Annotated in this window: 13 protein-coding genes; 6 read left to right on the top strand and 7 right to left on the bottom strand. The window is 49.5% G+C overall.

What is annotated here, in order from left to right; translation table 11 throughout:
* The first annotated feature begins 329 nt into the window (after positions 1-329).
* The 3 genes from sdaAB to M0Q40_11285 are packed head-to-tail and all read left to right on the top strand — an operon-like array spanning position 330 to position 2,502.
* On the top strand, positions 330-989 hold the full coding sequence (sdaAB, locus tag M0Q40_11295) for an L-serine ammonia-lyase, iron-sulfur-dependent subunit beta (protein MCK9223181.1): 660 nt from the start codon (positions 330-332) through the stop codon (positions 987-989).
* Positions 990-1,004: 15 nt separating this feature from the next.
* The gene (gene sdaAA, locus M0Q40_11290; protein MCK9223180.1) at positions 1,005-1,901 is read left to right on the top strand and encodes an L-serine ammonia-lyase, iron-sulfur-dependent, subunit alpha; all 897 of its coding nucleotides are present in this window, start codon (positions 1,005-1,007) and stop codon (positions 1,899-1,901) included.
* A gap of 40 nt (positions 1,902-1,941) precedes the next feature.
* Positions 1,942-2,502, top strand: a complete 561-nt coding sequence (locus M0Q40_11285) for a phosphodiester glycosidase family protein (GenBank protein MCK9223179.1) — start codon at positions 1,942-1,944, stop codon at positions 2,500-2,502.
* Positions 2,503-2,572: 70 nt separating this feature from the next.
* On the opposite strand, the gene M0Q40_11280 is transcribed toward M0Q40_11285, so the two are convergent.
* The gene (locus M0Q40_11280; GenBank protein ID MCK9223178.1) at positions 2,573-3,058 is read right to left on the bottom strand and encodes a MarR family transcriptional regulator; all 486 of its coding nucleotides are present in this window, start codon (positions 3,056-3,058) and stop codon (positions 2,573-2,575) included.
* 171 nt (positions 3,059-3,229) lie between these two features.
* Between M0Q40_11280 and M0Q40_11275 the strand changes: the two genes are divergently transcribed.
* The 3 genes from M0Q40_11275 to M0Q40_11265 all read left to right on the top strand — a co-directional run bounded on the left by M0Q40_11275 (position 3,230) and on the right by M0Q40_11265 (position 6,948).
* Positions 3,230-3,439 (top strand): ferrous iron transport protein A, encoded by a 210-nt coding sequence (locus tag M0Q40_11275; protein ID MCK9223177.1) that lies wholly within the window; start codon positions 3,230-3,232, stop codon positions 3,437-3,439.
* A gap of 119 nt (positions 3,440-3,558) precedes the next feature.
* Positions 3,559-5,697, top strand: a complete 2,139-nt coding sequence (gene feoB, locus M0Q40_11270; GenBank protein MCK9223176.1) for a ferrous iron transport protein B — start codon at positions 3,559-3,561, stop codon at positions 5,695-5,697.
* Between the two features lie 381 nt (positions 5,698-6,078).
* Positions 6,079-6,948, top strand: coding sequence for a radical SAM protein (locus tag M0Q40_11265; protein ID MCK9223175.1), 870 nt, complete (start codon positions 6,079-6,081; stop codon positions 6,946-6,948).
* 129 nt (positions 6,949-7,077) lie between these two features.
* Here M0Q40_11265 and M0Q40_11260 read toward each other — a convergent pair whose 3' ends face one another.
* The 6 genes from M0Q40_11260 to M0Q40_11235 all read right to left on the bottom strand — a co-directional run bounded on the left by M0Q40_11260 (position 7,078) and on the right by M0Q40_11235 (position 12,512).
* Positions 7,078-7,755, bottom strand: a complete 678-nt coding sequence (locus tag M0Q40_11260) for a rubredoxin (protein ID MCK9223174.1) — start codon at positions 7,753-7,755, stop codon at positions 7,078-7,080.
* Positions 7,756-7,808: 53 nt separating this feature from the next.
* Entirely contained in the window at positions 7,809-7,970 is a 162-nt protein-coding gene (locus M0Q40_11255) for a rubredoxin (GenBank protein MCK9223173.1), read from the bottom strand.
* On the bottom strand, positions 7,967-9,187 hold the full coding sequence (locus M0Q40_11250) for an FprA family A-type flavoprotein (protein MCK9223172.1): 1,221 nt from the start codon (positions 9,185-9,187) through the stop codon (positions 7,967-7,969). Before M0Q40_11250 ends, M0Q40_11255 begins: the two co-directional genes overlap by 4 nt.
* A 249-nt stretch (positions 9,188-9,436) precedes the next feature.
* Positions 9,437-10,102, bottom strand: a complete 666-nt coding sequence (locus M0Q40_11245; GenBank protein ID MCK9223171.1) for a peroxiredoxin — start codon at positions 10,100-10,102, stop codon at positions 9,437-9,439.
* 324 nt (positions 10,103-10,426) lie between these two features.
* Complete coding sequence (locus tag M0Q40_11240) at positions 10,427-11,464, bottom strand: KamA family radical SAM protein (protein ID MCK9223170.1); 1,038 nt, start codon at positions 11,462-11,464, stop codon at positions 10,427-10,429.
* A 28-nt stretch (positions 11,465-11,492) separates the two neighbouring features.
* On the bottom strand, positions 11,493-12,512 hold the full coding sequence (locus tag M0Q40_11235; GenBank protein MCK9223169.1) for an ATP-grasp domain-containing protein: 1,020 nt from the start codon (positions 12,510-12,512) through the stop codon (positions 11,493-11,495).
* Positions 12,513-12,846 lie beyond the last annotated feature (334 nt).

Raw genomic sequence — 12,846 nt, 5'->3', positions numbered from 1 at the left:
GGACATCATCGGGGGGTATGTCGAACCTAATGCACAGACTCAACGAAGGTGGTATGCTTAGCAGCTGTTGAACCTACAGAAATTGGAGATGGAGCCAGTACCCGTGAATCGTTGACTCATACCTTGCATTTTGGTAGGTTTGATATGTACAATTGATCATGTATACTATAAGCATTCAAGATAATACCTAGCCTACCGTTGTACTGTTTGGACAGATTGATAGCACAAAGAGCATGACCACGCGCATTCGATTGACCATGGTGCCTTCGGCCAGGATTCCGTAGACGTTTCATAATATAGATAGTACTGTTTTGAGAGGAGTACAGGTCATGGATATCGGCGTTTTTGACATAGTCGGTCCTGTTATGGTAGGACCATCTAGCTCCCATACCGCAGGAGCCGTTCACCTAGGCCAAAGTGCAAGAATGTTGTATGGTGATCTACCCCGGGAGGTTACAATCCTTTTGCACGGTTCCTTTGCTGCTACCTACCGGGGACACCGCACAGATATCGCTCTTGTAGCCGGCTTGCTTGGCATGTCCTCGGCAGATCCCCAGATCAAGGACGCCCTGGAGATCGCCGAAGACCATAGTATGAACATCCACATTTGTAAAGAGGACTTAGGAGAAGTGCACCCAAACACTGCCAGATTCCTATTTCACGATAACACGACCCTACGGGAAATAACCGGTTGTTCCACCGGAGGTGGCAGCATCGAGATTACATCGATCAATGGATTCATGGTAAAGTGGACTGGTAAGCATCCTGCTTTGTTTACCAGCCATCTCGATAGTCCTGGAGTAATCGCCAAAGTAACGGGAAGCCTAGCTAAAGCAGGTATTAACATAGCAACTATGCAGGTCATACGCAAGGTGCGGGGGGCTGATGCACTGCTCTTTGTGGAAACCGACTCCGTCGTCCCCCAACAGGTAGTTGATGAAATTCGTACCATTCCTGACATATACTGGGTCAGGCATACTAACTGCTAGGAGTAGATAAGACCCATGGATAAAATAACCTTCACCACCGCCCGTGAACTGATACAGCTAGCCGAGGGTAATAAACTCTCCATTGGCACCGTCGTCGCACAATATGAAGCTTGCCGCACGGAAACCGAGTTGCAGACAGTGTATGATCAGATGCGAGAACAGCTGAAAGTCATGAAAGAATCGGTACAGGAAGGGCTTAGTGAGCATCGCGGCCACGGACTGATTGTGGGAGATTTCGCCGCGAAGCTCCTTTCGGGGAAGCAGTCTAGTGTATTGCTAGGTGGTCCCCTCTTTGAGAAAATGGTAATCTACGCCACCGCTGTCGCCGAGGTGAATGCCACCATGGGGCGGATTGTAGCCTGCCCTACGGCCGGATCATGTGGTATATTACCGGCTGCAGTGCTTGGCTTGGCTGAGGAACGACAACTTAGTGAAGACGACATCCTAGAGGGAGTTTTCGCCGCAGCTGGTATTGGCATCGTCTCTAGCAACGTTTGTGCTCTAAACGGTGCAGTAGCTGGTTGCCAGGCTGAATGCGGGGTAGCTTCGGCCATGGCCGCTGCCGCCATAGTCGCTATGGTTGGGTCCGAGCCGGAATTAGTAGTCAATGCGGCCTCCATCGCCCTGCAATGCCAACTGGGGTTAGTCTGCGACCCGGTTGCTGGGCTTGTCGAAATCCCATGTGTCTATCGCAATGCCTCTGGTGTAGCTGCCGCACTAAGCAGTGCCAACCTCGCTTTAGCCCGAATTCCCTGTGTGATACCCTATGATGAAGTTGTGGACACCATGGCCAAGATCGGTCGTCAAATGCCAAGGGAGCTTAAGGAGACAAGTCTCGGCGGACTCGCCACCACGCCCACAGGCAAGGCGATTACAAAGGAATTGGCCTTGGACTGCCCTGCTGTAACATGACCGCCTCTAGCCCGGAAAACGGACAGAGGTGTTAATCAGAGTGGAGTGTCACCATAAAGCGGACGGTGTCTCCGACTGGGCCAGCATGACGGGAACAGTGGTTGATGTAAGAAAGGATGGCTCTTCGATCCCCATCCCCGAGGGAACGCTTCTTTGGGCTGGAACAAATAGCAAGACCCAAGAGCTTGAGAAGTTGACCATAGGCGACCAAGTTCAAGTAAAGTGGCTACTAGCCCCAACTCCCTTTCTCCTCTCAAGCTCGCGGGTACCCTGGAATGAGCTTACGAAAATAATCTCTGGCAAAGAAGTACTAGTTAAGCGCGGCTTTGTGTGCGTTGGGCCCTCCTCCGCCCGACATCCCCGGCCTGCTGTAGGCCTCAACGAAGAGGGAACAAAACTAGTCATTGTGGTGGTTGACGGCCGAGGGGACCCTAGCGTCGGGAGGCCACTACCCCTTCTTGCGGGGTACCTCCTTCACATCAGAGCATATGATGCCCTGAATTTGGATGGTGGAGTTTCTTCCGCCATCGCCGCCAATGTCCACGGTACAAGATGCCTGTTAAGTATTCCTTCGGATAGCGCCTCGTCCCTGATGGTCTAGGCGTATTTGCCGTGGAATGGCTTAGCAACCTGAGTTGCGAGGTTGCTTTTTTGATATATCCGGAGTCAGCTCAGGTGTCTTTCTGTTGCGCCCTTTTACGGTAATCTACGTACTTTTGCAGAATGTCCGGGTTGTCGTTTAGGAAATTGTTAAAGATCTTGATCGCCTGTAGGGCACTATCGCTAATATTGTGCTCAATCATTTCTGTATCCTTAAGTATTGTATCTTTCACCCCAATATTCTCCAAGAATTCCTGGACGAGCAGGTGGCGCTTTAAAAGAAACTCGCCCACCCTCTCCCCCCTCTTGGTTAGCTGAATAACCTCGTATTTCTCATAGTCCACTAATCCCCTTTCGGCAAGCCGTTGCACCGTCCGGGTCGCCGAAGATGCCCTCACGTTAAGCTTCTCTGCAAGTTGGTTAATCCGTACATACCCCTCCTCAAGATGAATCCGATAGATCATCTCCAGATAGTCCTCCATACTTGGGGTAAGCAGCATTCGATCCTGTTTTTCTAGTTGGTAGCCGCGAAAAGTCCTGAAGTTTCCATTACCCATGGGACCACCCTCCAAAGTTGAACACATTGGACCTCTCCCTCATATATTAGCCGTAGGAAAAAGATTTGCTCACCTCTAACTTATGACTAACTTGGTGGGGATTATCACTTAAGAGGAGGATTCATCATGGACCAAGCCAATGGAAATGGACGAAAGACCATGCCTTTGCACATGGTACCGATGGGTGGTCTGGGAGAGGTCAGAACGCTACTGGGGGGTGGCAATGCGCGCAGAAGATTATTGGATCTAGGTTTAATCGAAGGAACAAGAGTAGAAGCAATCCGGCGCAGTCCTTCAGGCGATCCCACCGCATACCAGATCCGTGGTGCGGTAATCGCCCTACGTTCAGAGGAAGCATCAAAGATAATTGTAGAAGCCTAAGGAGAGGTTTAGCCCTAGATGCTCATGCTCCGGATGGGACTAGACTGTTCCCGCAAGCACCCCGGCAAGCTCCGGAGAAAAGACGAAAGACATATTGTTGGAAGGGAGTTTGACCAGTAATGGGTTTGACAAGTAGCTCAACGGGTATTGGTGCCCTAAGGGAAATGTTTGAAGTTAAGGCGACACCGGAGGATCTGGTGATCGCCCTAGCGGGAAATCCTAATACGGGGAAAAGTACCGTGTTCAATAGTCTGACTGGGTTAAAACAGCATACAGGCAACTGGCCTGGCAAAACCGTAACTAATGCTCAAGGTAGCTATACCTACCAGGGAGAAGAGTATCTCCTCGTTGATCTACCCGGCACCTATTCATTGGCTGCCAACTCAGTGGAGGAGGAAGTCGCCAGGGATTTCATCTGCTTCGGAGCTCCCCACACCACGGTAGTAGTTACTGACGCCACCTGTTTGGAACGAAATCTTAACCTAGTACTCCAAATCCTTGAAATCACCCCGAACGTAGTTGTCTGTGTTAATCTCATAGACGAGGCCAAACGTAAGCAAATATCCGTCAACCTAATGAAGTTATCAAAAATCCTCAAAGTACCTGTCATTGGCACCGTGGCCCGCAGCGGAGTAGGATTAGCGGAACTAAAAGGGGCGATCGCAGAAGTGATTAACCGGCATAATAAGCCCCATCCTGTATTACTTGACTATGGCGAAGAGATCGAGAAAGCCGTAGACATACTGCAACCGTCGGTAGAGGCATTAGTGGGAAACAGGATCAATGCCCGTTGGATGACCCTAAGACTCCTTGAGGGTGGCGGAGACATTTTTGCCTCGCTAGCCCAATACTTGGGCCAAGACCTCCTTGAAGACCACACGCTGACAACACAGTGGCATAGCACACAGGAATACCTCGAAAGCATCGGTTACAACACCGAGAAGCTGCGGGAACAGATAGTAAGTGTGTTAGTCAAAGAAGCCGAGTCTATCGCACGGCTTGTTGTGACCTTCAAAAAACACGATTACGACCTGCTCGATCGAAGGATAGACGGAATACTCACATCCCGCAAGTTCGGCATTCCAATTATGATTGGACTATTAGGTATCGTCTTCTGGCTCACTATTGAAGGGGCAAATTACCCTTCAAAGTTGTTGGCAGACGGATTTTCCTGGTTGGAAGAACAGTTGACCGTTTTTACACAAAATGTAGGGGCACCCCCTTGGTTTCAAGGGATCTTCATCCTAGGTATGTTCCGCACCCTGGCTTGGGTCATATCTGTGATGCTTCCCCCCATGGCCATTTTCTTCCCCCTATTCACCCTACTTGAGGATCTCGGATACCTACCCCGGGTGGCCTTCAACTTAGACAACTTCTTCAAGAGGGCCTGCGCCCACGGAAAGCAAGCCCTAACCATGTGCATGGGATTTGGATGCAATGCTGCCGGGGTCATCAGCTGTCGGATCATCGACTCCCCCCGGGAACGGCTCATTGGGATCATCACCAACAACTTCGTGCCTTGTAACGGTCGATTTCCCACGTTAATCGTACTGGCTAGCATCTTTCTTGCCGGCGGCATCTTCCGCTCCACCACGGCCACCGTTTGGGTCTTAGCCATGGTTGTCCTCTCCGTCCTGATTACCCTGTTTATCTCTAAAGTACTGTCCAAAACGGTCCTTAAGGGACTCCCCTCTTCCTTCACTCTAGAACTACCACCCTATCGAAAACCCCAGGTGGGCAAGATCCTAGTTCGTTCCCTACTTGATCGCACTCTCTTTGTCTTAGCCCGCGCAGTAGTGGTCGCCGCCCCAGCTGGGGTGATCATCTGGCTATTGGCAAACACCATCGTCTCTGATCTGAGTCTTTTGGACCATCTTGCAGGTTTTCTGCAACCCTTCGCCCATCTCATCGGTCTTGATGGGTATATTCTCACGGCCTTTATCCTTGGATTCCCCGCTAATGAGATTGTCATCCCCATCATTATCATGAGCTACATGTCCACTGGTGCCCTACTGGAACTAGATAGTCTTATGGAAATTCAACAACTTTTCGTTGCAAACGGCTGGACTTGGCTCACAGCCCTTTGCACCATGCTGTTTTGCCTGAATCACTTTCCCTGCGGTACTACACTACTTACCATTCGCAAAGAAACCCAAAGTTGGAAATGGACCTGGATCTCCTGTTTGGTACCCACCCTAACAGGGATCATCATCTGTTTCATTGTCGCCCAGACAGTACGTCTTTTGGGTCTTGTGTAGAAGATGCTCAGTGAAAAACCATGTACACCAAGTTTTTTGCTCCATAGCAGGGTTGACCGTATATGCAAGAGAAGCAAAACTCTGCGGCTGCCCTGCCGTGACTAGACTTGCTTTGTATGCCAATTATGAGAGAATAAAGAAAGAGTGGAGCCAGGAACATTAGCCTGTCGCACAAGAAGAGACGGCAATCAGCCTCGATCTGCGGGAGGGTTTGCTTCGGCACAAGTACCCCGGGGTTGCTTTTTGAGAATAGCCTAGTGTTGCCCTCCTCGGATAAACCCTGTCTGATGCCTATGAGCAAAAACAAGCTGTCTATCTGGCAAAGCCACAGAGGGTATGGAAATGGGAGCAAACCTTAGAGATTGCAGAGGACTTAATATTATGCATTACGCTGCAGCCAAAAGAATACTATCCGCACATAACGCAATGAACATATACCGTGGTTGCACCCACGGCTGTATCTACTGTGACTCAAGGAGTACATGTTACCAGATGAAGCACGACTTCGAGGACATTGAAGTCAAGATAAACGCGCCGAAGCTCCTTGAGGATGCACTGCGTCGAAAACGAAAGAAGTGTATGATCAGCACCGGCGCGATGTGCGATCCGTACATGCACTGCGAACAAGAGCTCGAAATGACCCGCAAATGCCTTGAAATCATCGACCGCTACGGTTTCGGGCTGGCAATACAGACGAAATCCAACCGAATACTGCGCGACCTTGATTTACTTCAAAGCATAAAGGAAAAAGCAAAATGCATCGTACAGATGACGCTGACCACCTACGATGAAAGCCTTTGCCGGATCATCGAGCCCAATGTCTGCACAACGAAAGAGCGACATGAGACACTGAAAATCCTAAGCGACGCTGGAATTCCAACCGTCGTATGGTTCGCCCCTCTAATTCCGTTTATCAATGATACCGAGGAAAACCTACGCGGCATACTGGACTATTGCTTCGACGCAGGAGTAAAAGGCATCTTGTGTTTCGGTATGGGCGTTACACTGCGTGATGGCGACCGAGAGTACTTCTATGCTGCCCTGGACCGCCATTTCCCGGGCCTCAAACGAAAATACATGCTGCAATACGGGTACTCATACGAATGCAAGAGCGACAACGAAGAAGAGCTGATGCGGATATTTCATGGGGAATGCCATATGCAAGATGTGATGTGCGATGTGGGCGAAATATTTACGTATATCAATGAGTTTCCGAGCAGGAACCCGCCGGAACAACTCAGCCTTTTCTAGATGAACACACATTGAATCTCTATTTGCGAAAAGCAACAAGGGAACCAGGCACCATGGCTCTGCCACCCATTCCACCATCGTCCTTGTGTAACGAAGCCCAGTGTAGAACCATCTACGCTGGGCTTTCGATCAAGCTACTGATTCAAATAACTCCTTTGCTGCCTTGCAGATCGGACATACCCAATCATCGGGCAGGTCAGCGAAGGCCGTTCCCGGAGGGATATTCCCGTCGGGATCCCCCACTTGCGGATCGTAAATGTACCCACATACGGTACATCGATAGGCCCCAGCTGATTTTTCCTCAGGCTCCCGATAGGTAGGTGCAGTCTTTGGAGCACTACCCTTCTTGACCGCATGGTAATAGGCATAGGTCATCGGGGTCCCCTCAGCAAACACCTGGGCATCGGTCAACTCGCCCACAAAGATGGTATGGGTGTAATAATCATGCTGCCCGATGAGCTTGACATCCAGCCGACCGAGGGTATGGTCTAACACATACGGTACCCCCGCCGAGTTCAGTCTGTAATTCACTCCGGCGAACTTGTCCACTTCTTTTCCCGAACGAAAGCCAAAGTTGGCAATTAGTTCCATGGGGGCTTCTGTGGAAAGAACGGACAGGGTAAACAGGCCACTTTCTTCAATTATGGAATGGGTGTAGTTCTCCTTATTGAGCGCCACGGCAATACAGGCCGGTTCTGCCGTAATCTGAAAACCTGTATTAGCAATCTGGCCATTAATTGCCTTGTCCGCCTTGCTGCAGACAATATACAGACCGTAACTCAGTTGGTAAAGTGCGTGTTTGTCCATGGTCTTTTGGCTGCAGGATTGCAGCCTCCCCCTTTCTTTGCAGAAGGTCGCCATTACTCCTCTAGCTCAAACTCATCCTTCCCTGCCCCACACAAAGGACACGTCCAATCATCGGGCAAAGCCTCGAAACTTGTTCCCGGCTCCACACCGTTATCCGGATCACCCTCCTGTGGATCATAAACATAACCACAAATCGTGCACACAAACTTTTTCATGCTAGTTCCTCCCCCTCATTGATGGTCTGTTGTAGACGGGCTGCAAACCCTTTGCCGGCATCAAAGCAAGCACCTAAAACATCCTGATCGGGCACAAACAACGACTTGATGCCCTCATCCACTGGGGCTAGACCCATACCTGAAAGCTCCTCTTCAATTTTGCCCACGGACTCCCCACTCCAACCATAGGAACCAAAGGCTAAGGTAAGCAGGTTCTTAGGCCTCAAACCCCGCAAATAGGTCAGGAAATCTGCTACTCTCGGCAAAATGCCGTTATTCAGTGTCGAAGAACCGACAATTAACCCTCCGGCCTCCAGCAGCTCAGTAACCACATCACTACGATGACTCACCTTAAGATCCATCACCTTTATGACGGCGCCGCCGGCCCGTAATCCTTCCATGATCGCTGTGGCCATCTTGGCGGTGCTTCCCCACATCGAATCATAGGTAACAATCACTTTGTTGGTGGGGGCCTGTTTTGCCCACCGCCGGTACAGGGACTGAATCCTTTGCAGGTCTTCTCGCCAAATAAAGCCATGATCCGGGGCAAGCACCTTGATCGGTAATGCCATTTGGTCCACCTGATCCAACAACTTAGTGACCAGCCCCGAATAGGGAAGCAAAATGTTAGCATAGTATTTTGCCGCTTCATATTCCCAATGGTCCACTTCATCGTCGAAGCGAGCACTACCTGCTAGATGCATGCCAAAGGCATCACTTGTAAATAGAATACCCTCATCCACCAGATAAGTAAACATGCTGTCGGGCCAATGCAACATCCGGGTCTCTAAAAACTGCACCGTCAGATTGCCTAAGGATAGCTCCTCACCACTTGCCACAGGCACAAGGTTTAGATCCTGATGGAAATGAGCCTTAAGGTTCTTAACACCCATTTTGGAGGCAAAGATCTTCTCCGGCTGCACAACCGCCGCCACCTCAGCAAGACAACCAGCATGATCCGGCTCTGCGTGATTGGAGATAATGTAATCAATCTTCCTAGGATCAATAACTGAGGAAATGCGGGCCAGAAGCTCATCCTTGAAGGAAGCCTTCACCGTATCTACTAGGGTGACCTTATCGGCTAAGATCAAATAAGCGTTATATGTACTGCCCTGGTCCGTTGAATACCCGTGAAAATCCCGGATATTCCAATCTACGGCACCAACCCACCAGACATGATCGCTCACCTTGATTGCTGAGAATATATCTTTAGCCATCTTAGATTCTCCTTTTTAACAATACCACTACATGATGCTTTGGGTTATTCAACTCTAGCCACCACGAAGGCTCCACCCAAGCGCTCCAAATGTTGGTCCCTGTATCCCCCGGACCAATGCCATCACTTGACCACTTTTCATCCCCGAACCTTGGTTCGTGGATGAAAAGTGGAACTATATCATAGCCTTTCCTAATCTTCCATGTCAAGTCCTGGGAATTCTGAATTTCTGCAGACTGACAGGGAACTCCTAGATCGTCTTCTTGCACAGATACCAGTCTTTGCAGTCATACCCTTCGTTCAACCGTTTCTCTGCATCAACCTGGGTCCTTGGTGGAGGTACAATCACTGGATCCTTTGGTTGCCAATTAGCCGGGGTAGCCACCTTATGTTTGGCAGAAGTCTGCAATGCTTTTACTAGCCGTACAATTTCGGCCATGTTTCTTCCCGTAGACATCGGGTAGTAAATCATTGCCTGGACAATGCCATCCGGATCAATCACAAACACACACCGCGCCGCTTCTGTATCCGATAGGTCCTCCATAACCATACCGTATTTCCGCGAGACTTCTTGACTAAGATCTGCAATCACGGGGAAGGGAACCTTCACCCCCATTTTCTCTTCAATATTACGTAACCACGCAATATGGGAGAACAGACTATCAATGCTAAGACCAAGCAGTTTGCAGTTTAGCTCCTGTAGCTCATTGGCAATCTCAGTAAAGCCAACAAACTCAGTGGTACATACGGGCGTAAAATCAGCAGGGTGGGAGAACAAGACAAGCCAACTCCCTCGGTAATCTGTCAGTTTTACCGGCCCTTGGGTAGTCACCGCCTCGAATTCCGGGGCTGGTGCACCTAATCTCGGTAAGCGCTGAACTACTTCCTCCGGGCAACACTGTTTTTGCATATCCATTGATATAACGCCTCCTTTGGTTTGGTATAGTCATCTGGAACTACTATTGGTAATGATAACTATTACTAATAGTATATGCCCTAAACTTTTGTTTGTCAAGAGGCAACGACCAAAACGTGGTGATGGTCTGCCCAGAAACCCATTAATAATCTATTCACCTGTGATCACCGGTGAATGGATGAATCCTGCTGCTTGCCCATGCTTAGACTATTATTTCTCTCTTGTGGTATTTGTTCCCTGCCTGTGGATGAAAAAACCCGATTCCTGGAAGCACAAACTAACCAAGAAGCGGGTCTTACTGTAAATAGCATTTTATGGATACGCCTATGGCTCCGGGCATTTTAGAATCTGGCCACGGTAATTGGTCAACACAAATTCTTCTTCTCCCTTGGACAAAACGTGGTTAGGGCCTACGGGCACCTTGCCCCCACCTCCGGGTGTATCCACCACAAAGGTCGGAACCGCCATGCCAGATATAGCTCCTTGAATCTCCCGCATAATCTGGGTCCCACAAGACAGACTGGTGCGGAAATGACCGGCTCCGCGGACCGCATCGGCTAAATACAGGTAATAGGGCTTAACCCGCACGGCTAAAAGCTTGCAGAAGAGCTCTCTTAGAATATCCACCCGGTCATTCACTCCCCGAAGCAATACCGATTGATTACCTAAGGGGATACCCGCATCGGCTAACCTATTTAGGGCTGCCTTGGCCTCTTCGGTTAATTCCCTGGGGTGATTGAAGTGAACGTTTACATACAATGGGTGATACTTCTTTAGCATCCTCGTCAAAGCAGGGGTTATCCGTTGGGGTAAGGTACACGGCACCCGACTGCCAATCCGGATGATCTCCACATGCTTGATGGCCCGTACCCTACCTATAATCTCCTCTAGTCGATCGTCACTTAGCAACAAGGGATCTCCGCCGGATAGAATCACATCCCGTATCTCCCGATGTCCTTGAATATATTCAAGGCCCTGTCTGATCGTCTCATCGGTTACTCGTAGATTCGTCCCCACCTTACGTTTCCGTGTGCAAAACCGGCAGTACATGGCACATTCGCTACTGACTAGAAGCAGCACCCGATCCGGGTAGCGATGGGTTAGATTAACCACCGGGCTATCCCGCTCCTCCATCAAGGGATCTTCAAAACCCGATTCATCTATGAGTTCCCTAGAATCAGGAATCGCTTGTCGCCAGATTGGATCAGACTCTTCCTTGATCAGACTTAGGTAATAGGCATTAATCCGCATCGGATAGGTCCTAATAGTACGCGCTACCTCTTCGGTATCAATCGGCAGATGCTCCGCCAATTTGTCTGCGCTTTGAATACTCTGCCGTAGAATTGATTGCCAAATTTCCATGGCACATCCCCTTCTTTCACCCTTAGCTTTACATAGACATCCCTGTACGTTTTAATGCGGCTCTCAACACCGTACGGATCAACTGATCATAGGATAGGCCAAAGGCCCGGGCTGCCTTTGGGAAACAGGAGTTCTGTTCTGGATTAGGCAAGATCCCAGGTAAAGGATTGACCTCTAGGATTCTTGGATCTCCCTGCGCGTCTAACCGCACGTCAATACGACACCAATCTCGACATCCTAAGGTGTGAAAGGCCCTCTTGCAGATCTCCTCGATGCGCATTCGCAGGGCTTCACTGATGTTAGCTGGACACTCAAACATCTCCAAGGGCGATGCTGCCGAATCCCACACCCACTTAGCTTCGAAGGAATATATTGGGTTTGCAGCCTTCGGTAGATTACCCAAAAGAATCTCCACTATGGGAAGCACCTGCACATCTGCACCGTTTCCAAGTAAGGCCACAGTGAACTCACGACCAGGAAGAAACTCTTCCACTAAGACTGGCTGATGGTACATGCCTAGAACACGCTGCACCTGCTGGGTCAGCTGTTCATCGGTGTATACCAAGGAATCATTGGTGATTCCCTTAGAAGAGCCCTCCATAGTTGGTTTGACAATCATAGGATATTCCGCGGTGATAGGCAATTGTGACTCGTTTTCAATTAGGAATCCGGCGGGTATCGGAAGGCCGGCATCCTTTAGCACCGCTTTACACATACCCTTATCTAAGGATACGGCCAAGGCTAACGGAGCCGAACCGGTATAAGGAATACGCAACATTTCTAGTATGGCAGGCAGATGGCTTTCCCTGCTCAGGCCATAGAGGCCCTCGGCCATATTGAAAACAAAATCAGGATGGCAATCTCTTAAACGTGCAAAACACTCCTCGTTTGCTTCAACCAAAACTACCTCATGTTCAGCTGCTAATGCTGCGGCTACAGCTTCAATAGTAGCTGGATCATCGCACTCACAATACGCATCCGGAGGTTCATCACCCCCATCGATGAAACCTTCTTCCGGTTTGAGATTATAGGTAACTGCTACTTTCATAGTTTACTGTTGATACTCTCCTTTTAATGAGGTGCAATGAAATTAACTATATATTACTCCCCGCAAAAGCCCACTGCAATAGGGAAGGACATCTTTTTGCAAATTTCCCTTCCCGGCAAGATAAATCCCTCATTCCTTCGAATTTGAAGCTATCACAGGGAGGGATGAAACCTTGAAAGAACCAGCGGATAAAGTGGCGATCATCACCGGTGCGGGCGTATTTAGTTATTGGGGGGAGAAGAGTTGGTCATCAAATCTTCCGTTTACCCAATCCAAACGTAGGTGAAGTAGATGGTTGAACCCTTCCTCACTCCAGCGCATACCCACTCCTTTG

Source organism: Limnochordia bacterium (assembly GCA_023230925.1).
Taxonomy (GTDB): Bacteria; Bacillota; Limnochordia; order DUMW01; family DUMW01; genus JALNWK01.
The sequence above is the reverse complement of the archived record's forward strand: the minus strand, read 5'-3'. Positions and strand labels throughout refer to the sequence as shown.